Origin of the sequence: Paraburkholderia sp. OAS925, from assembly GCF_040543975.1 — a bacterium.
Lineage (GTDB): Bacteria > Pseudomonadota > Gammaproteobacteria > Burkholderiales > Burkholderiaceae > Paraburkholderia > Paraburkholderia graminis.
The window spans coordinates 331,736-351,220 of the sequence record NZ_JBEUNO010000002.1 but is presented as its reverse complement, the minus strand read 5'-3'; the positions used below and the strand labels follow the sequence as shown (position 1 = coordinate 351,220).

Here is a 19,485-nt window from a genome sequence, read left to right as displayed (position 1 = left end):
GAACGAAACTCGGGCATCATTCCGCTGCCGGACGACACGCCTTATAGTGTTCCGGTCAATGGAATAAACGAGAGTCTGAACGATGAATGCGGCCGTCAAACGAGATCTCAGCCAGAACGTCGATGAAACCGGCGCGGCGCCCGGCACCGGAATGCTGGAGCGCGCCTTTGCCGTGATTCGCGCGTTATCCGAAGCGCAGCCCGACGGCGCCCGCGTCACGCGTCTCGCGAAAGCGGTCGGGCTCACGCAAGGCACGGTGCATCGCATCCTGCAGGCGTTGATCGCGGAGGGCATCGTCGAACAGGACGAGGGCTCGAAGCTTTATCGGCTGAGCGTGAACTTCTTCGCGCTCGCGGCCCAGGCGGGCAATCCGAGCGGCATGCGTACGCTATGCCGTCCCGCATTGCTGAGATTGTGCGCGAGCCTCGGCGATACGATTTTTCTGCTCGTCAAAAGCAGTTTCGACGCAGTGTGTCTCGACATCTGCGAAGGGCCGTTTCCGATCCGCTCGTTCACCGGCGATATTGGCGGACGTGTGGCGCTCGGCGTGGGGCAAGGGAGTCTCGCGATTCTCGCGTTTCTGCCCGAAGCGGAGCGCGAGGAAATCATCCGCTTTAACGTGCCGCGCATTCGCGGCTATGGCGTGCTGGACGAAGTGTATTTGCGCACCGAGATCGAACGCGTGCGGCAGTTGGGCTACGCGGGCCGCAATAGCGGCGTGCTCGACGGCATGGCGGGCGTGGCCGTGCCGATTCTCGACCGCACCGGCGTGGCTGTTGCCGCGTTGAGCGTCGGCACGCTGGCGGCGCGTTTGAGCGACGACCGCCTGCCGATGGTGGTGGAGTTGCTGCGCCGTCAAGCCGAGGCGATCGGCCCGCAAACCAATCCGTTCGACGTCGCATTGCGCCGGCCCATGCACGGCCTCTCTCGCGCGATGACGAGCGTGCGTATTGCGGGCTCGGAGCAGGAATAAAAAGTACGACGCGCCGCGCCCGCATGGTCGGCGTCACGTGCCGACATGCGCAACGTGACGCCTTCTATCGCAGCGCAAACGCGCGGCGCTCAGAACACTTTCACCGGCACATTCACCACGAGGCGGTACTCCATGTTGTTACCGTCCGAGTAGTAATTGCTGCCGTTGTGCCACATCGCGATGAACGTGACCTTGGTGTCCTTGAAGCGGCCGCTCTGCAGCGTATAGCTCGGAATGAAGCCGAACTCGTGATGATGGCCGTGCACCGGCTGTCCGTTCTTCCAGTACAGATCATGCAGCGCGGCGCTCGGCGACGCGTTCTCCGCAGCTCCCGCCGATGCGTCCGCGCCCCAGCCATATGCACCCCACAACATCGCCTTGAGTCCGGACACGCCCGCGTATTTTCCGTCGAACGTATAGCGCAATTGCAGCGATTGCTCGTGCGGTGCGTTGTAGTCGACATCCATCGAATTGGTCAGGTAGATGCCGTTGGTCTCGTTCACATAGTCGAAGAACTGGTCGCCGAGCACCTGCTGATAGCCGAGCAACAGCGCATGCGGCCCATGCTGCGCGGACACGGAAAGGCTATACGCATTGCTGTTGATGTGCCCCTGACGCGACGCGCCGGTATCGTGCGTCGAGTAGATGTTGGCGAGCCCGCTCCACTTGATCGTGGTCGGGTCGCCGAACGACTGCGCGACCGAACCGTAGTACTGGCGCCAGACATCGTCGGCCTGATCGACGTAGAGCGCCATCTCGCCGTTCTTCGCATAGTGCCAGGTGCCGCCGAGATACGTCACCCGGTCGATGCGCGTGCCGCCATACGAAGTGGTCAGATTGCTCAGATTCGTGTGGCCGCGTGCATCGACCTTGGTGAAGCTGCCGGCCTCGAGCGTCGTGTGAGCAAGATCGTTGCTGACGAGCGAGACGCCGAGAAAAGTCGGCGGCAGCGCGCGGTTGTCGTGCGGTTCGAGAAACGGATTCGTTACGTCCTGCAAACCATATTTGACGACCGTTTCGGAGATGCGTCCCTTGATGTCGTACATGCCTGGATAGGCCCACGCGAGCTGCTGCGAGCCGCCGCCGCTCTTGCCCACATGCACCATGTTGCCCGCGCCGTTGCCGCCGTCGAGCTTGAGCGCGCCGAACAGCGACGCATCCACGCCGAAGCCGACGAGCCCTTGCGTGAAGCCCGATTCATAATTGACCTGCGCGCCTTGCACCCACGCATGACGATAGGTGTTAGGCGGCGCCTGGAAGTAGTCCGCGTAGTTGCGGAACTGCAGATTCAGATGACTATCGGCGATGAAGCCCTTGCTCGCCGCCTGGCTCGACGGCGGTGTCGGCGGAAGAACGGTTTGCGAAGCCTCGGCGTTGACGATGGCGTTCGTCGTATCCGGCTGGTCGTTGCGAAGCTGGCCGCCCTGATCCGCGCGGCGCTTGTTCGCGGGCTGGGCCTGCGTCACTTGCGCGGGCGACGACAACGTTTGCGCGGCAGGCGCAGCGTTGCTTGCGTCGGGCGCGGGCTGCGTCACGCTGTCGTCGGCGTACGCGTTGGCCGCGATGGCGAGCGCGGGAAGGGTGAAGGCACAGCAGATCGCGGCAGTGACTCCGGACTTTTTTGACCGGTTTTTTGTTGGGTTATGTTTCATTGGGAATGTCTCGACAGTTGTTATTGAAACTCTGGCTGGCGCTTAGCCAGTCCATGCTGATCGCTCGTCATGCTGATGACATGACGAGCGAATCCCACGGCGTGACGTAAGCGCCGCGCCGGTGAATGAGGTCGTTGTCTTAAAGGCCGCTGGCTTTAGCCGTCGCCGACGCGAATGCAGGCCACCCGTGTCGCGCTCGCGCCGTGCGTGACGGGCTGGGGAATTTGCGCCGCGCAGGCGTCGATCGCGTCCGGGCACCGTGTTCGAAATGCGCAGCCCGACGGCGGATTCAACGGCGAAGCAATCTCGCCGCGCAACAGCAGATGGCGGCGCGAGCGCTCCACCGTCGGGTCAGGCACCGGCACGGCGGAGAGCAACGCGCGCGTATACGGATGAAGCGGCGTGCGATAAACGTCGCGCTTATCGCCGAACTCCATTACGCGTCCGAGGTACATCACGAGCACGCGGTGGCTGATGGCTTTCACGACCGCGAGATCGTGCGCGACGAACAGCAGCGAGAGCGACAACTCGCGTTGCAGATCGCGCAGCAGGTTGACGATCTGCGCCTGGATCGACACGTCGAGCGCGGAAACGGGTTCGTCGCAGATCACGAGTTGCGGCTCCGAGATCAGCGCGCGCGCAATGCCGACACGCTGACACTGGCCGCCGGAAAACTCGTGCGGATAGCGGCGCAAATGCTGCGCGTTGAGACCGACGCGTTCGAGCATCGTCAGAACGCGGCGCTGCACGTCGGCGCGCGCGAGATTCCTGCCATGTGCGATGAGCGGTTCGGCGACGATCTGTTCGATCGTCATGCGCGGATCGAGCGACGCGAGCGGGTCCTGGAAAATCATCTGCACGTTGCGGCGCAACAGCGTGGTGTCGCGACGCGAGCCGGGCAGCACCGTTTCGTTGCCGAGCCAGCGCACGCTGCCGCTTGCCACCGGCGCGAGTCCGATGATCGCGCGCGCGAGCGTCGACTTGCCGCAACCCGATTCGCCGACGAGGCCCACGGTCTCGCCGCGCCGCACGTTGAACGACACGCCGTCCACGGCGCGCAGCATGGTCTTGCCCGACCACGGGTACGCGCCGCGCGGCACGCCGAATTGCACCTTAAGTTGCTCGACCGAGAGCAGCGTCGTGGCTTCGCCGCTTGCAATGGAAGTCGCGTTCATACGTGTTGTGCCTCCAGAATTTCGCTCACGGGACGATGACAGGCGCGACGTGCTTCTGGATAACCGTCCGCTGTAACGAGTGACGGACGCGACTCGCGGCACACGTCCGTGCAATACGTACAGCGCGGCGCGAATGCGCAGCCCGCGACGATTTCGCCAGGCAGCGGCGGATTGCCGGGAATGGTTTGCAACGGGCGATCGTCGTCGCTGTCGCCGGTGCCGCTGATGTCATCGCTCGTCAAACGCGGCAATGCGTTGAGAAGGCCGCGCGTGTATGGATGCGTCGGCGCCGCGAAGAGCGCTGCGGCGCTCGCCTGTTCGACGGTCTGGCCGGCGTACATCACCATCACGTCGTCGCACAGGCCGGCGACGACGCCCATGTCGTGCGTGATCAGGATGATCGCGGTGCCGCGCTCGCGATTCAGTTCGCGCAGCAGCTCGATGATCTGCGCCTGCACGGTCACGTCGAGCGCGGTGGTGGGCTCGTCGGCGATCAGAATTTCGGGCTCGGACAGCAGCGCCATCGCGATCATCACGCGTTGCCGCATGCCGCCGGAAAACTCGTGCGGATACATGCCGATGCGTCGCGGCGCATCGGGAATCCGCACCGATTCGAGCGCTTCGACCGCGCGGCGGCGCGCTTCGCGGCGCGTCATCTTACGATGCAGTTGCAGCGTCTCCGTCATCTGCCGCTCGATGGTGAGGAACGGATTGAGCGACGTCATCGGGTCCTGAAAGATCATGCCGATGCGGTTGCCGCGAATCCTGTTGAGCTCGCTTTCCTTCATCGCGAGCAGATTGTCGCCGCGATAGCGCGCTTCGCCGGACACCTTGCCGTTGCCTGCGAGCAGTCCGAGCATGGCCATCACCGTCTGGCTTTTGCCCGATCCCGATTCGCCGACAATGCCGAGCGTGCGGCCCGCTTCGAGTGAAAAGGACACGCGCTGCACGGCGTCGACCGGCGCGCCTTCGCGGCGCGTAAAGCGCACGCTGAGATCTTTGACTTCGAGTAGCGGCATGTCAGCGGTCCTTCGGATCGAATGCGTCGCGCAGACCGTCGCCGACGAAATTCACGCAGTAGAGCGTCACGCACAGCATCACAGCCGGGCAGAGCAGCAGCCACGGCATGGATTCGAGCTTCTGCGCGCCGTCCTGAATCAGCACGCCCCAGCTTGTCATGGGTTCCTGCACGCCGAGGCCGAGGAACGACAGCACCGACTCGGTGAGCACGATGTTCGGCACGGTGACGCTCGCGTACACGACCACGACGCCGAACAGGTTCGGCACGATGTGGCGCGCGATGATCGAGCGCGAACTCACGCCGATCGCTTTCGCGGCGTCGATGAATTCGCGCGAGCGCAGCGACAGCGTCTGCCCGCGCACGACGCGCGCCATGTCGAGCCACGAAAACGCGCTGATGGTGAGCACGACGAGATAGAACGCGCGGCCGAACATCGTCATCATCAGAATGGCGATCAGCATGTAGGGGATCGCGTACATCATGTCGACGATGCGCATCATGACCGCGTCGACGCGTCCGCCGAGATAGCCCGCGGTCGCGCCGTACGCGACGCCGATCAGTCCCGACACGAGCGTGCCGAGCAGGCCGACTTCGAGCGACACGCGCCCGCCTTGCAGTGTGCGCGCGAGCAGATCGCGGCCGAGTTCGTCGGTGCCGAACCAGTGCATGTTTTGCAGCGTGGGCGGCAGGCTGATCGCGGACCAGTCGCTGTCGATGGGACCGTTGGGCAGCAGCCACGGACCCGCGACGCACGCAATCACGATCAGCAGCAGCACGACCGAGCCGGCGAATGCGGCGCGGTTGCGCACGAAGCGCGCGGCGGCGGTGGCGAGCGGGCCGCGCGAACGCGGAGCGTTTGCAATGGCCGCGAGCGGATCGAGCGCCGCGGCAGCCGGTTGAAGAGAGCGGGCCATGATCAATACCGGATACGCGGATCGAGCCACGCATACGCGAGGTCGACCAGCAGATTGAAGAGCACTGCGACGGCCGTGGTCAGCACCACGAGGCCGAGCACGAGCGTGTAGTCGCGATTGATCGCGCCGTTGACGACCAGTTGCCCGAGGCCCGGCAGCGCGAACACCGATTCGGTGACGACGGCCGCGGTGATCGACGAAATGCACACCGAGCCGAGCAGCGACACCACAGGCATCAGTGCCGGCTTCAGCGCGTGGCGCAAGACGATCGTGCGGCCGGGCAAGCCCTTCGCGCGTGCTGTGCGAATGAAGTTGCCGGTCAGCACTTCGATCATGCTGCCGCGCATCACGCGCGCAATGGCGGCCACGTTGATGAACGTGAGCAGCACGATCGGCAGCACGCGGTAACGCCATTCGCCTTCGCCCCAGCCGCCGGCAGGCAGCCAGCCGTGGCCGTCGGACGTCTTCAGCAGGACCGCGAAAATCCACACGAGCACGGGCCCGAGCACGAACGGCGGCACCACGTTGCCGATATTGCCGAGCACCATCACCATGTGATCGACGAAACGATCGCGCCGCACGGCGGCGAGCGTGCCGAGCGTGACGCCGATGACCAATGCGATCGGCACCGACACACCGCCCACGCCGAGGCTAACGGGCATCGCTTTCCACACGAGGTCGTTCACCGACCAGTCGGCATAGCGGAACGACGGCCCGAGATCGCCGTGCAGCAACGAACCGAGGTAGTGCAGATATTGCAGCCACAGCGGTTCGTCGAGCCGATACTTCGCGTTCAGGTTCGCGAGCACGGCCGCCGACAGTTGCTTGTCGGTGTCGAACGGCCCGCCCGGCGTGAGATGCAGCAGCAGATAGCACGCGGTGATCACGGCGAGAATCGTCGGGATCGCCCACAGCGTGCGGCGCAGCGTATAGGCCAGCATGTCGATGCTCCGCGCTTAGTGCTTGATCAGATACATGTCCTGCGTGGCGCGCTGATCGACGTAGTTGGTCGACGTGTAGCCGCCTACATACGGCTTCACGAGCCGCACCGCCGAGTACTGAAAGAGCGGCACCATCGGATAGTCGTTCATCGCCATGTCGTGCGCCTTGGTGAGCAGCGCAGTGCGCTTCGCGTCGTCGAGCTGCTGGTTGGCTTCGTCGACGGTCTTGTCCACTTGCGGATTGCAGTAGCGCTGATCGTTCTGCACGCTGTGGCAGCGGATCAGATCGAAATACGACATCGCGTCGTTGTAGTCGACGAACCAGCCATCGCGCGAAGCCTGCACCTTGCCGTCGTGGCGCTGTTTAAGCAGCACCTTGTATTCGACGTTTTCAAGCTTCGCGGTAACGCCGAGCTTGCTGCGCCATTCGGATGTCGCGAAGAGCGCGACCTTCTTGTGCAGATCGTTCGTGTTGTACGTGAGCGTGAAGGTGAGCGGCTTCGCATCGGAATAGCCCGCGCTTTTCAGCAGATTGCGCGCATAGTCGACGCGCTTTGCCATCGGCCAGCTTGCCCATTCGGGCTTGAAAATGTCCGCGCCTTGCGTGCCCTTCGAGATGAGACCGTACATGGGCAGCTCGCCGTCGGCGGTCAGGCGCTGCGTGAGCAGATCGCGGTCGAGGACCATCGACAGTGCCTGACGCACGCGCTTGTCCTTGAACAGCGGATCTTCGTTGTTCAGGCTGTAGTAGTACGTCGCGATCTGCAGGCCGGTCTTCAGCTCGCCGCCGAACTGCTTGCTCACCTGCGCGTAGATGCCCGACGGAATCGAATACGTGTAGTCGAACTGGCCGGCCTGATACATGCGCATTGCCGTTTCGTCGTTTTCTATCGGCAGATAGGTCACTTTGGTGATCACGACCTTGCTTGCGTTCCAGTACGTCTTGCTCTTTGCGCCGACGAGCCGGTTACCCGGCTGCCAGTCGGCCAGCATGTACGGACCATTGCCGACGAAATTGCCCGGCCGAGTCCAGTCGCCGCCGAACTTGGTCACGACGTCGCGGTTGACCGGCGCCATTGTCGTCATCGCGGCCAGTTGCGGGAAGAAAGCGGCGGGCACCTCGGTGGTGACTTCGAGCGTGTACGGGTCGGCGGCTCGAACGCCGAGGCTCGAGAGCGGCGCCTTGCCCGCGAGAATCGCCTTGCCGTTCTTCACGAACTCGACCAGCACTGTGTATTTCGAGCCGGTCTTTGGATCGAGCACGCGCTGCCACGCATAGACGAAATCGTTTGCGGTGACGGGCTGGCCGTTGCTCCAGCGGGCGTCGTGGCGCAGCTTGAAGACCCATGTGTCGGGCCCCGTGCGCGTCCACGATTGCGCGACGCCGGGCACGATCGCGCCGGCCGCGTCGATGCGCGTGAGTCCTTCGAACATGTCGAGCCCGATGGTGTTGCCGGTCCACGATTCGATGTGCGCTGGATCGAGTGACTCGGTTTCGCCCGGCACCTGGCGGGTCATTTCCTGGCTGGCGGCGAGCGTGACGCCGGCCGGCACGGTGACGGCAAACGCCGAAGAAGAAAGCGAAGACGTCAAGGTAAGGACGAGCGCACTCAGCGCCGTCGCGTAAACAAACGGGGTTTTCATCGGTTCGGAATCGCAGGAAAGGTCGGGAGAAGAACGCGCCGGCGCTAAAGCGCCTTGCTATCTGCTTTGTTCGGGCCGGGGCGGCCCTTGTTGTTTGTCAGACATGCAGGAATCCTTACATTTAGTAATGCAGGCTGTCCTGCCGGATGAACCGGAAAACTAGCCTGCTTCTTTAAAACAGTCTCGGTGTGCCGACCCAGACGACCACCGACTCCACGCGTGCGGTATTCGCCCAGCTATGCGGCACAGTCGATTCGTAATGCGCGCTGTCTCCTGCGCGCAACACGAAGGTCTTGCCTTCCAGCGTCAACGACACTTCGCCGTCGATCACATACATAAACTCTTCGCCGGCATGCGTCGTGACTTCCGAACGCTTTTGTCCGACCGGCATCTTCACGAGGATCGCCTCGAGCTGACGGCCGCCCGTCACGTTCGTCAAACGGGCGAACAGATTCGCCGAGTCCGCGAAGCCAAAAAACTTCAGCTGATCGCCGCGGCTGACCGAACGCTCTTCGCTGGGCGTATCGACGAAATACTGCACCGTCACCCCGAGCGCGTGAGCGATGCCCGCCAGCGACGTGATGGAGGGTGACGCGAGGCCCCGCTCCACCTGCGACAAAAACGGCTTGGAGATACCCGCCGCAGTTGCCGTGTCGTCCAGCGTGCGCTTCAGCCGTTGCCGCAACGCGCGAATCTTGCTGCCTACTTCGAGTGCCGAATTGCTCTTATGAATTGTCGTGACCATAGCAGGAGGAAATTAGCCCGTCAAAATTTGTTTGATATAAGCAAATATGGTTTGATGGCGCCTTGCCGGGACTGCGGGCCTGAGATCCCGGCTTCAGACGCAACGCCTTTTTCGAGACAACACGCTATGTTGCCAGAAGCTAACAGCCGGTCCGCCGATCCGACGGGCGACGCGAAAAGCCGCGCTTCGATTCAGACAGACGTGCGGCGACTTTAGGCAGTGTCCGCATCCATGCATTGTGGATATGAGCGCGGCCGGCGCACGACACGAAACGCAAGCTTGCGCATGCTGCCGAACAACGCATCGCCGTCCGGCCGTTTTTGCAATCCGATGATTCACGGCGCGCGGCAGTTTGCCGACAGCCCCACTATTTGAAACAAGAGGTACTCGATGGATTCACCACAACGCCCTGAAGCGCAGGTCTCGCAGACGCGCTCGTTTTCCACGGTCTTTCTGATCGAAATGTGGGAACGCTTCGGCTATTACGGCATGGCCGCGTTGCTCGTGCTGTTCATGATCGACAAGCTGCATTTCGCGGACAGCCACGCCACGCTCACGTGGGGCGCGTTCACGGCGCTCGTGTACGCGTCGCCGTCGATCGGCGGCTGGATCGGCGACAAGATTCTCGGCACGCGACGCACGATGATCTTCGGCGCCATCGTGCTCGCGGCCGGCTATCTGATGCTCGCGCTGCCGAACGACCAGCTCGCGTTCATGTATGCATCGCTGGGCGTGATCGTCGTGGGCAACGGGCTTTTCAAGGCGAACGCGGCCAATCTCGTGCGGCGCATCTATGAAGGCGACGACGCGCGCATCGACAGCGCGTTCACGATCTACTACATGGCGGTCAATATCGGCTCGACGGTGTCGATGCTCGCCACGCCGTGGATCAAGGACCATTGGGGCTGGCATGCCGCGTTCGCCGTCTGCTGTGCGGGGATGCTGCTGTCGGTGGCGAACTACTTCGTGATGTTCCGCACGCTCGCGCATATCGGCTCCGCGCCCGATGCCGAGCCCGTGCGCTGGAAGCGCGTCGGCGCGATTGCGCTCGGCGGCATTGCGCTTGGCGCAATCGCGATGTTCGTGCTGCAGCACAAGGCCATTGCGGTGGCTTGCGTGTACGCGGCGGGCCTCGCGATTCTGGCGATTTTCGGCTACATGCTGCTCAAGTGCGAGCGCTCCGAACGCGCGGGTCTGGTGGCCGCATTGATCCTCACGGCGCAGGTGATCCTGTTTTTCGTGTTCTATGTGCAGATGTCGACGTCGCTCACGCTGTTCGCGCTGCGCAATGTCGATCCGCGCTTCTCGCTGTTCGGCGCGACGCTGTTCACCTGGAGCGCGGCGCAGTTCCAGGCGCTCAATCCGATCTGGATCATGCTGCTGAGTCCGCTGCTTGCGCTGCTGTATACGCGGCTCGCGAAGCGGGGCAAGGACGTTCCCGTCGCGGCGAAATACGCGGTCGGCTTTGCGGTGGTGGCGGCCGGCTTCTTCGTCTACGCGGCAAGCGGCCGCTATGCGGTGGAAGGGCGCGTGTCGTCGTGGTTCATGGTCGGCGGCTATGGCTTGTACTCGCTCGGCGAACTGCTGGTGAGCGGCCTCGGCCTTGCGATGATCGCGCGCTACGTGCCCGCGCGCATGAGCGGCTTCATGATGGGCGCGTACTTCGTGGCAACCGGCGTGTCGCAGTATCTGGGCAGCGTAGTCGCGAATTTCGCGCAGATGCCGGCCGGCGACATGCATCCGCTCGAATCGCTGCCGCTCTATACGAAGCTGTTTACCGGCCTGGGATGGCTCGCGGCCGCGGGTGCGCTGGTCGCCGTGCTGCTGTTGCCGCTGATGCGCAAGCTCTCGCGCGAGCATCAACGATGCAGCGACGCTTCGCGTGACGACGCCAAAGAGCACGCTGCACGAAGCGGCGCGGTGGCGCAGTAACAAGCCCGCCGGCGCGTTCAACTGGCGCTTGCCATACGTCTCGCGGAAGTATCATGGCGATGACATAACAGGTAGCCAGCAGGTAGCAGCCAGAATGGAAATTCACATCGCCGTCGAAGGCCATCACGATCTCTCCGGACAGATCTATCGGCAACTGCGGGCCGGCATACTCGAAGGGCGTCTCGCCGGCGGCACGCGCCTGCCGTCCACGCGCGATCTCGCGACGCAACTGGGCGTGTCGCGCAAGACGACGCTCGACGTCTTCGAGCGGCTTCTCTCCGAGGGTTATCTCACCGCGCGGGCCGGTTCGGGCACCTTCGTCGCCGACGGACTCGAGCGCTTGCCGACCGAGCGCTCGCCGCATGCGCGCGCGGCCGACTCGTCGCGCGATCGTGAGCAGGCGACGAAGGACGCCGTGCGCGCCCAACCGCTGTGGGACCAGATGCCCGACAGCTTGCCGTTGCCGCGGCCTTCGGTTGCGTCGCCCTACGATTTCGTCGGCGGCGCGATCGACAAGACGCTCTTTCCGTTCGACGTCTGGCGCCGCTGCGTGAATCACGCGCTGCGCGCGCAATCGCGCGGCCCCGGAACATACCGCGACGCTGCCGGCGAACAGGAACTGCGGCTCGCGATTTCACGCTACCTCGCATTTAATCGGGCGGTGTCGAGCAACTGGGAAGAGGTGATCGTCACGCAAGGCGCGCAGCACGCGCTCGATCTGCTCGCACGCGTCACGCTCGGTCCGGGCGAAGTCGCGGCCATCGAAGACCCTGGCTATCCACCTGCGCATGCGTGCTTCGCCGCGACCGGCGCACAGGTGGCGCATGTGCCGGTGGATCGCGAAGGTTTGATCGTCGGCAAGCTGCCGGACAATGCGCGGCTCGTCTATGTGACGCCGTCGCATCAGTTTCCGCTCGGCATGCCGATGAGTCTCGAGCGTCGCGTCGAACTGCTGGAATGGGCGCAAAAACGCGGCGCCGTGATCATCGAAGACGACTATGACTGCGAGTACCGTTTCGAAGGCCGGCCGATGGAGCCGTTGAAAAGCCTCGACCGTGCGGGACTCGTCGCCTACGTGGGCACCTTTTCGAAAACCATCTTCCCGGAGTTGCGGGTCGGCTATGTGGTGCCGCCCGCGTCGCTATACAAGCCGCTTTTCAAGGCGCGGCAAATCGCGGACTGGCACGGCTGCACGCTCACACAAACGGCGCTTGCATCGTTCATGCTCAACGGCGATTTCGCCAAGCACCTGCGGCGCATGCACAAGACCTACGCGGCGCGGCGCGCGACGTTGCTCGCGCATCTGCAAGGCGATCTCGCGCCGTGGTTCGAGCCGATCGTGCCGACGGCCGGCATTCACCTGGCCGCGCACCTGAAGGCGCCGTTGACCGAGCAGGTTCTGGTGGCGGCGGCGAGCGAGGCGTCGATTGGTCTGTATGGACTCGCGCCGTTTTACCAGCGCGCAAAACCGCGGCCCGGTCTGATTTTCGGCTACGGCAGCATCGCCGGGCAGCATATCGACGCGGCGTTGACGAAGCTCGCGGACATCCTGCCAGGCATCGCCTGATAGCGCGCCTGGACCGCCGGCGCGACGTCATGGCGTTGCAACGGCCAACATCGCGCGGCCAATGCGGAGTTACCCGAAGCGTTAAAAAGGTTGCGGCAATCGTGTGTCCCGCACAAGCCGGTCACGCAGAATATGCCGCTATACATGGGTTGAAACGGCTTGTAACGCACTTTACGAATCGACGCCGCCAGCTCCGCCGAAGCAGTTTAGCCCCTGAAACAAGGCTCAAAATGTGTTGCGCAGTCTGCGCCGCGCAACAAACCTGCGCTGTTATACATAAAAGAGTCGCGCAAATCGCTTGAGCGCTTGTAGAATCCGGCGTTGAAGCGTGCGCATACCGTGTGCGCTTCGTGCAATTCACTGACCACAACAGGTAGGAGAAACATGCCGACTTCCGCAAAAAAGGTGGCCAAGAAGGCTGCTGCCCCGGTACCGACCAAGAAGGTTGCTGCAAAGAAAGTCCCTGCGAAGAAAGCTTCCGCAGCTAAGAAGGTCGCCGTGAAGGCGTCCAGCGCACCGTCGCCGATCAAGGACACCTTCACGAAGGCCTCGCTGGCTACTCACGTTGCTGAACGCGCTGGCGTGGAACCGAAGGCTGCCAAGGCCGTCCTGGCCGCGCTCGAAGACACGATCCTCGGCGCTGTTCACAAGAAGGGCGCGGGCGAATTCACGCTGTCGGGTCTTCTGAAGATCGTCGTGCAAGCTGTGCCGGCCAAGAAGAAGCGCTTCGGCAAAGACCCGTTCTCGGGCGAAGAGCGCTGGTTCCCGGCCAAGCCGGCTAGCGTGCGCATCAAGGCACGCCCGCTGAAGAAGCTGAAGGACGCTGCAGCAGGCTAATCGCGCTTCTGCGTCACTTGATGCGTCGCTCACGGCTACAGTTGACGTAGCGTATTTCGAGCCTCGCACTGCAAGTAGTCTGAATCCCCGTGGATGCAAATCCACGGGGATTTTTTCATGGCGAACAACGGCGTGGTGCATCGTCGATCGATCCATGCACTCTACTAGCGCATCGTGGGCCGCAGCAGTACGATGGCAGCGAGGCGCCAGGCTTTTCGATGCGCGCTTCATGTGCATGTCGGTCGGATTCCGCGCTAAAAGCCCAATGGCATAGCGCTTGCTTGAATGAAGTCGAACACCGAATGCGCAGCGCATTCGCCTTCTATCCGACAACAAGAGCGGGGCGTGACATGCGATGCTATGACGAGATGCGTCATCATGACGATGCCGTGCGGCCACACTACGCGCGCTTTGAGCGGTGGCTAGAGAAGCAGGGCAACGAAGCAATCGCGCGCAAGCGTGCGGAAGCGGACCTGCTGTTTCGCCGGGTCGGCATCACGTTCGCCGTGAATGGCGACCTCTCCGGCACTGAGCGGCTGATTCCCTTCGATCTGATTCCACGCATCATTCCGCGCCACGAGTGGCAGACGCTGGAAGCCGGTTTGCGTCAGCGCGTGCAGGCGCTGAACCTCTTCATCCACGACGTCTATCACGATCGCAAGATCGTGCGCGCCGGCATCGTGCCCGCCGAGCAGGTCTATACCAACGCGCAATACCGGCCCGAAATGCAGGGCGTGAATGTGCCGCTCGGTGTTTACGCGCACATTGCCGGCGTCGACGTGGTGCGTGCGGGCGACGACGGCGAGTTCTACGTGCTCGAAGACAACCTGCGGGTGCCGTCGGGCGTCTCGTACATGCTCGAAAACCGCAAGATGATGATGCGGCTTTTCCCCGAGCTGTTCGTGCGCAACCGCATCGCGCCGGTCGCGCATTATCCCGATCTATTGCTCGATACGTTGCGCTCTGTGTCGCCCGAAGGCGTCGACGATCCGGTCGTCGTCGTGCTCACGCCTGGCATGTACAACTCCGCGTATTTCGAGCACACGTTCCTCGCGCAGCAGATGGGCGTCGAACTCGTGGAAGGCAAGGACCTGTTCGTCGACGACAACTATGTGTTCATGCGCACGACGCAGGGACCGAAGCGTGTCGACGTGATCTATCGCCGCGTGGACGACGACTTTCTCGACCCGCTCGCGTTCCGCAACGATTCGGCGTTGGGCGTGCCTGGCTTGCTGACCGCGTATCGCGCGGGACGCGTCGCGCTCGCGAACGCAATGGGCACCGGCATCGCCGACGACAAATCGATCTATCCGTACGTGCCCGACATGATCGACTTCTACCTGGGCGAGAAGCCGATCCTCAACAACGTGCCCACGTTCCAGTGCCGCAAGCCGGACGATCTTGCATACACGCTCGCGCATCTGGCGGAGCTCGTCGTCAAGGAAGTGCATGGCGCGGGCGGCTACGGCATGCTCGTCGGACCCGCATCGACGAAGGCCGAGATTGAAGCGTTCCGCGAGCGTCTGATCGCGCGGCCGGCGGGCTATATCGCTCAACCGACGCTCGCGCTGTCCGCATGCCCGACCTTCGTCGAAGCCGGCATCGCGCCGCGCCATATCGATCTGCGGCCGTTCGTGCTGTCGGGCAAGACCGTCACGATGGTCGCAGGCGGACTGACGCGCGTCGCGTTGCAGGAAGGCTCGCTCGTCGTCAATTCGTCGCAGGGAGGCGGGACCAAAGACACGTGGATGGTCGACTGAAGCGGTTGCCGCACGGCTCCCGATAGCCGCGCGTGCAACCCAGCGCGCCGGGGCATTTGTCAGATGCCGCGGGCGCATAGGAAACCAGCGGGATAACCAGCGCGAGCCTTTAACTCAACATCTCGCGTCATCAGACACGGAACGCCGTCATGCTAAGCCGCACCGCCGATCACCTCTTCTGGATGGCCCGCTACATGGAGCGCGCGGAGAACACCGCCCGCATGCTCGACATCAACCTCAAGGCGCTTTTGTTGCCGCAGACGCCCGAACAGGAGGCGCGCGCGCAACGTTCGGTGCTGCGCATCTCCGAACTCGAGGCCGCTTTCGCCGAGCGTCATGACGAGCCGACGCGCGAACACGTGCTCGACTTCATGGTGGCGGACGCGACCAATCCGTCGAGCATCCACTCGTGTCTGCATGCGGCGCGCGAAAACGCGCGTGCGGTGCGCGGCACGTTGACGACCGAATGGTGGGAGACCATCAACGATACGTGGCTTGAATTCAACGAGCGCATTTCGTCTGGCCAGGCGTCCGGCAATCCCGGCGCGTTGTTCGAATGGGTGAAGTTTCGCTCGCACCTTTCGCGTGGCGTAACGATTGGCACCGCGTTGCAGGACGACGCATTTTTCTTCACGCAGCTCGGCACTTTTCTGGAGCGCGCCGACAACACCGCGCGCATTCTCGACGTGCGCTTTGCCGACGTCGAGCCGAATTCACGCGACGCCGCGCGTCAGTTGGAGGACTTCTATTACTGGACGTCGATCCTGAGTTCGGTGTCGGCGCTCGAGATCTATCGCAAGGTTTATCGCGACGTCGTGACGCCGGCGCGCGTCGTCGAATTGATGATCCTCAATCAGCAGATGCCGCGCTCGCTGCTGGCTTCGCTCGAAGGCGTCTGCGCGAATCTGGCGATGCTGCGCACGCCGGGCTCGAACCAGTGCGAACGGTTTGCCGGCAAACTGCGCGCCGAATTGCTTTACTCCGACATCCGGCAAATTTTCGAAGCCGGCCTGCACGCGTATCTGACGCAGTTCCTGGCTCGCGTGTTCGAGCTGGGCAATCTCGTCGCGCGTACTTATCTGATGCTGCCAGTCGCCTGACGGAGTGCTTATGTACCTGACGATCCGCCACGAGACGTCCTATCGTTATGAAGCGACTGTCCATTACTCGATCCAGCAACTTCGGCTGACGCCGGCAAGCGGCGCGTCGCAGGTCGTGCGGCGCTGGAACATCGACGCGCCGGGCAAGCTCGACGCGGCCGTCGACGCCTATGGCAACGCGCTGCACACGCTCGTCATCAACAAGCCGCATAACGAGATCCGCCTTCACGTATCCGGCGAAGTCGACACGATCCCGCTCATCGACGGCCGTCTTCGCGACGATGCCGGCCCGATTCCGCTCGAGCATTTCACCTGCGCGACGCGTTTGACGGAGGCCGATGCGGCGGTCCGCGAACTGGCCGGATCGGTTCCTGACCTCACGAGCACGTCGAGTCTGATCGCGCTGTCCGAGCGGATTGTGGAGCGAGTCGGCTACCACCCCGGCGTGACGGAAGTGACCAGCACGGCGGCGCAGGCGCTCGAACTCGGCAACGGCGTGTGTCAGGACCACGCGCATCTGATGCTTGCATGCTGCCGGGCGCGCGGCGTTCCGGCGCGCTACGTGAGCGGCTATATCGAACCGGGCGACGTGCCGCACGCGGCGAGCCACGCGTGGGTGGACGTGTGGCTCGACGGCTGGGTTTCCGTCGACGTTACGCATGCGGCTTTTGCCAGCGAGATCTATTGCCGCCTGGCCGTGGCGCGTGATTACGAGGCCGCGGCGCCGGTGCGCGGACGGCGCATCGGCGGTAGGGAGGAGCAACTGAACGTGTCGGTGACGGTCAGCGCAAGCACGCCGCAGTAGCCGGCGAGGAGGTAGCGGCGGCGCTTCGCCCACCCAACGCGGCATCGCTATCAAGAACATAACCGCAGACGCCGTAATACGAGAAAGGGCGCATCGGCGCCGCATTACAATAGCGTCGTTCAAGTCTTTTTTTGCGGGTACGTTTCACTATGACTTACTGCGTAGCGATGACCGTCGAGGAAGGTCTCGTGTTCCTTTCCGATACACGGACCAATGCGGGCGTCGATCACATCAGCACCGCGCGCAAGATGGCGGTGTTCGAGCAGCCGGGCGAGCGCATGCTGGTCCTGCTGGGCGCGGGCAATCTGTCGCTCACGCAAGCGGTGCTGCACGAACTGTCGGAACCGGCCGATGCGTCGCAGCCCACGCTGTGGAACGTGCCTACCCTGGGAGACGCCGCGCGCGTGATCGGCCAGGCGGTGCGCACCGTGCATCAGCGCGAGGCGGAGGCGCTGCAGGAATTCGGCGTCGACTTCAATTGCAGCTTTATCCTCGGCGGGCAGATTGCGGGCAACCGGCCGCGTCTTTTCATGATTTACGCGGCGGGCAACTTCATCGAGGCGTCGGCGGTGAATCCGTACTTTCAGATCGGCGAGGCGAAGTACGGCAAGCCGATCATCGACCGCGTGCTGACGCCGTCCACGCCGCTCGACGAAGCCGCGAAATGCGCGCTTATTTCAATGGACTCGACCGTGCGCTCGAACCTGTCGGTTGGGCTGCCGCTCGATCTGCTCGTCTACGAGAAGGACACGCTGCGCGTCACGCGCTTCGTGTCGATCGATCACGACAACGCTTACTTCCAGATGATTCACCGCACGTGGGGCGAGCGGCTGCGTCAGGTGTTCGGCGAGATTCCCGATCCCGACTGGCAGGAGTCGCAGCAGGTGCCGACGTTGCAGCGCGAACGGGCGCTGGTGCTGCATCGCGCGCCGGTGGGCGCGGACGGCGTCGAGCATGAATTCGACGCCAAGCCGGCGCAGACTCTGGCGCAGGCGGAAAAAGGCAAGGCGCAGCGGTAGGCTCAACCGCTGCCCGCCACAACAAAACCTACGGACGAAAAAAAAACCAGCCACCGGCTTGCGCCCGTGGCTGGTTTCGAACTGCGTAAGCTTCAGCAGTCCGTCAAGCCCATTTAGAACTTGTGGCGAATGCCCAGGCTGATGATTTCCTGGCTGCTCGAACCGGCCTGGTAGCCATACGAGCCAACCGATGCACCGGCGTTGACAATGCCACCGGTCGCTGCATCGCGCTGATGACCGCTTGCGTGCTGGTATGCGCCAACGAGGTACAGGTCGGTGCGCTTCGACAGGAAGTAGTCGCCGCCCAGCGAAACCTGGTGGTAGTTCGCCGACGTGTCGCCTGCGCCGTGCGTGTACGTATAGCCCAGACCAAGCAGCATTGCCGGCGTGAGCTGGTAGCCAGCGTACGCGCCTGCAACGTGATACTTCTCTTGCTCTGTGAAGCCCGAGAACGCGTCCGGCTTGTATTGCGCGAAGCTATAGCGAACGTTGAACGTGAACGGACCGGTCACGTACTGTGCAGCCGCCGACGTGATGTCGATCTGCTTGGCCGATGCGTACGCGCCGTTGATGTTCGAGCCGTCGAACGTACCGTCAGACGTCACGCCTGCGTTCCACGTGCCACCCTGGTTGCCCGGAGCGACGCCGCGGCTGGTCAGCGTGTTCGCGTTCTGCATGCGGAAGTAGCCAGCTGCAACGCTGAACGGACCGCCCGACCACGTTGCTGCACCTGCCCAGGATTGGCCTGCGCCGGTTGCGCCCGCAACGCCGCCCAGTGCGTACATGCCTTCGAACTGGAAGCCGCCCCACACCGGCGAAACGTACTTGATTGCGTTGTTCGTACGCGAGCTGTTGTCGTTGTTGTCAACGTCGCCCGGCGTCGTGAACGTGCTGCCGAAGAAGTTGTCACCCGTCAGCGGCTGAACCAGGTCGACCAGCGGATCGTACTGGCGACCCAGCGTGAGCGTACCGTATGCATCTTGCGTCAAGCCGACGTATGCCTGGCGACCGAACAGCTTGGTGCCCGTGCCGTACGAACCCATCTTGCCGTTGTTCGGGTTGAAGCCGCTTTCCAACTGGAAGATCGCCTTCAAGCCACCGCCCAGGTCTTCCGAGCCCTTCAGGCCCCAGCGGCTGCCCTGCAGGTTACCCGCTGCGAGCTGCCACAGATTGTTGTTAGCCGGGTTGGCGTTGTGAACGTACTGGACCGATTCATCGATCAAGCCATACAGGGTCACGCTGCTCTGAGCGTGAGCGACGCCCGTTGCGCCCAGGAGCGCCAGCGAGAGGGTAGACAGTGCGATTCGTTTCATCCATTTCTCCACGCAGATGATTAGTTTACTTGTTGCGGAAAGGAGAATAGCTCACTGCGTCAATCGGCAAGAACTGGAAAAAAAAGA

16 protein-coding genes are annotated in these 19,485 nt (G+C 63.1%); 8 read left to right on the top strand and 8 right to left on the bottom strand.

Translation table 11 applies throughout. From position 1 onward, the window contains the following. Positions 1-82 precede the first annotated feature (82 nt). Positions 83-973 carry an IclR family transcriptional regulator gene (locus tag ABIE53_RS20330; protein WP_006049501.1) on the top strand — a complete coding sequence of 297 codons (891 nt, stop codon included), beginning with the start codon at positions 83-85 and terminating at the stop codon, positions 971-973. Positions 974-1,062: 89 nt separating this feature from the next. Here ABIE53_RS20330 and ABIE53_RS20325 read toward each other — a convergent pair whose 3' ends face one another. The 7 genes from ABIE53_RS20325 to ABIE53_RS20295 form a co-directional block, all read right to left on the bottom strand. Next, a complete protein-coding gene (locus tag ABIE53_RS20325; RefSeq protein WP_192699744.1) occupies positions 1,063-2,625 on the bottom strand; it encodes an OprD family outer membrane porin in 1,563 nt (520 codons plus the stop codon). A gap of 155 nt (positions 2,626-2,780) precedes the next feature. Beyond that, the gene (locus tag ABIE53_RS20320; protein WP_192699745.1) at positions 2,781-3,800 is read right to left on the bottom strand and encodes an ABC transporter ATP-binding protein; all 1,020 of its coding nucleotides are present in this window, start codon (positions 3,798-3,800) and stop codon (positions 2,781-2,783) included. After that, the gene (locus tag ABIE53_RS20315) at positions 3,797-4,819 is read right to left on the bottom strand and encodes an ABC transporter ATP-binding protein (protein WP_192699746.1); all 1,023 of its coding nucleotides are present in this window, start codon (positions 4,817-4,819) and stop codon (positions 3,797-3,799) included. The genes ABIE53_RS20320 and ABIE53_RS20315 overlap by 4 nt, the downstream gene beginning before the upstream one ends. A 1-nt stretch (position 4,820) precedes the next feature. Beyond that, positions 4,821-5,735, bottom strand: coding sequence for an ABC transporter permease (locus ABIE53_RS20310; RefSeq protein ID WP_107706856.1), 915 nt, complete (start codon positions 5,733-5,735; stop codon positions 4,821-4,823). A 2-nt stretch (positions 5,736-5,737) separates the two neighbouring features. Then, positions 5,738-6,676, bottom strand: a complete 939-nt coding sequence (locus tag ABIE53_RS20305; protein ID WP_192699747.1) for an ABC transporter permease subunit — start codon at positions 6,674-6,676, stop codon at positions 5,738-5,740. 15 nt (positions 6,677-6,691) lie between these two features. Continuing rightward, a complete protein-coding gene (locus ABIE53_RS20300; RefSeq protein ID WP_192699748.1) occupies positions 6,692-8,320 on the bottom strand; it encodes a peptide ABC transporter substrate-binding protein in 1,629 nt (542 codons plus the stop codon). Positions 8,321-8,492: 172 nt separating this feature from the next. Beyond that, positions 8,493-9,065, bottom strand: coding sequence for a helix-turn-helix domain-containing protein (locus tag ABIE53_RS20295; RefSeq protein ID WP_006049494.1), 573 nt, complete (start codon positions 9,063-9,065; stop codon positions 8,493-8,495). Between the two features lie 390 nt (positions 9,066-9,455). On the opposite strand from ABIE53_RS20295, the gene ABIE53_RS20290 reads away from it, so the two are divergent. The 7 genes from ABIE53_RS20290 to ABIE53_RS20260 all read left to right on the top strand — a co-directional run bounded on the left by ABIE53_RS20290 (position 9,456) and on the right by ABIE53_RS20260 (position 18,085). Further along, the gene (locus ABIE53_RS20290) at positions 9,456-10,997 is read left to right on the top strand and encodes a peptide MFS transporter (RefSeq protein WP_029966682.1); all 1,542 of its coding nucleotides are present in this window, start codon (positions 9,456-9,458) and stop codon (positions 10,995-10,997) included. Positions 10,998-11,091: 94 nt separating this feature from the next. Next, positions 11,092-12,564, top strand: a complete 1,473-nt coding sequence (gene pdxR, locus ABIE53_RS20285) for a MocR-like pyridoxine biosynthesis transcription factor PdxR (RefSeq protein ID WP_029966681.1) — start codon at positions 11,092-11,094, stop codon at positions 12,562-12,564. Positions 12,565-12,948: 384 nt separating this feature from the next. Then, positions 12,949-13,401, top strand: coding sequence for an HU family DNA-binding protein (locus tag ABIE53_RS20280; RefSeq protein ID WP_006049491.1), 453 nt, complete (start codon positions 12,949-12,951; stop codon positions 13,399-13,401). A gap of 350 nt (positions 13,402-13,751) precedes the next feature. Next, positions 13,752-15,161, top strand: coding sequence for a circularly permuted type 2 ATP-grasp protein (locus ABIE53_RS20275; protein WP_029966679.1), 1,410 nt, complete (start codon positions 13,752-13,754; stop codon positions 15,159-15,161). A 149-nt stretch (positions 15,162-15,310) separates the two neighbouring features. Beyond that, positions 15,311-16,261 (top strand): alpha-E domain-containing protein, encoded by a 951-nt coding sequence (locus ABIE53_RS20270; protein ID WP_006049489.1) that lies wholly within the window; start codon positions 15,311-15,313, stop codon positions 16,259-16,261. A 10-nt stretch (positions 16,262-16,271) separates the two neighbouring features. Beyond that, on the top strand, positions 16,272-17,066 hold the full coding sequence (locus ABIE53_RS20265) for a transglutaminase family protein (protein ID WP_006049488.1): 795 nt from the start codon (positions 16,272-16,274) through the stop codon (positions 17,064-17,066). Positions 17,067-17,215: 149 nt separating this feature from the next. Further along, positions 17,216-18,085 (top strand): proteasome-type protease, encoded by an 870-nt coding sequence (locus ABIE53_RS20260; RefSeq protein WP_029966675.1) that lies wholly within the window; start codon positions 17,216-17,218, stop codon positions 18,083-18,085. 113 nt (positions 18,086-18,198) lie between these two features. Here the strand turns inward: ABIE53_RS20260 and ABIE53_RS20255 are convergent, their stop codons facing one another. Next, on the bottom strand, positions 18,199-19,398 hold the full coding sequence (locus ABIE53_RS20255; protein WP_006049486.1) for a porin: 1,200 nt from the start codon (positions 19,396-19,398) through the stop codon (positions 18,199-18,201). Positions 19,399-19,485 lie beyond the last annotated feature (87 nt).

Bases quoted from the DNA above. Each gene is read 5' to 3' on its own strand.
- pdxR (WP_029966681.1), top strand. From the start codon at position 11,092: ATGGAAATTCACATCGCCGTCGAAGGCCATCACGATCTCTCCGGACAG.
- ABIE53_RS20305 (WP_192699747.1), bottom strand. From the start codon at position 6,676: ATGCTGGCCTATACGCTGCGCCGCACGCTGTGGGCGATCCCGACGATT.
- ABIE53_RS20315 (WP_192699746.1), bottom strand. From the start codon at position 4,819: ATGCCGCTACTCGAAGTCAAAGATCTCAGCGTGCGCTTTACGCGCCGC.
- ABIE53_RS20280 (WP_006049491.1), top strand. From the start codon at position 12,949: ATGCCGACTTCCGCAAAAAAGGTGGCCAAGAAGGCTGCTGCCCCGGTA.
- ABIE53_RS20295 (WP_006049494.1), bottom strand. From the start codon at position 9,065: ATGGTCACGACAATTCATAAGAGCAATTCGGCACTCGAAGTAGGCAGC.
- ABIE53_RS20310 (WP_107706856.1), bottom strand. From the start codon at position 5,735: ATGGCCCGCTCTCTTCAACCGGCTGCCGCGGCGCTCGATCCGCTCGCG.
- ABIE53_RS20255 (WP_006049486.1), bottom strand. From the start codon at position 19,398: ATGAAACGAATCGCACTGTCTACCCTCTCGCTGGCGCTCCTGGGCGCA.
- ABIE53_RS20325 (WP_192699744.1), bottom strand. From the start codon at position 2,625: ATGAAACATAACCCAACAAAAAACCGGTCAAAAAAGTCCGGAGTCACT.
- ABIE53_RS20270 (WP_006049489.1), top strand. From the start codon at position 15,311: ATGCTAAGCCGCACCGCCGATCACCTCTTCTGGATGGCCCGCTACATG.
- ABIE53_RS20330 (WP_006049501.1), top strand. From the start codon at position 83: ATGAATGCGGCCGTCAAACGAGATCTCAGCCAGAACGTCGATGAAACC.
- ABIE53_RS20300 (WP_192699748.1), bottom strand. From the start codon at position 8,320: ATGAAAACCCCGTTTGTTTACGCGACGGCGCTGAGTGCGCTCGTCCTT.
- ABIE53_RS20320 (WP_192699745.1), bottom strand. From the start codon at position 3,800: ATGAACGCGACTTCCATTGCAAGCGGCGAAGCCACGACGCTGCTCTCG.
- ABIE53_RS20260 (WP_029966675.1), top strand. From the start codon at position 17,216: ATGACTTACTGCGTAGCGATGACCGTCGAGGAAGGTCTCGTGTTCCTT.
- ABIE53_RS20265 (WP_006049488.1), top strand. From the start codon at position 16,272: ATGTACCTGACGATCCGCCACGAGACGTCCTATCGTTATGAAGCGACT.
- ABIE53_RS20275 (WP_029966679.1), top strand. From the start codon at position 13,752: ATGCGATGCTATGACGAGATGCGTCATCATGACGATGCCGTGCGGCCA.
- ABIE53_RS20290 (WP_029966682.1), top strand. From the start codon at position 9,456: ATGGATTCACCACAACGCCCTGAAGCGCAGGTCTCGCAGACGCGCTCG.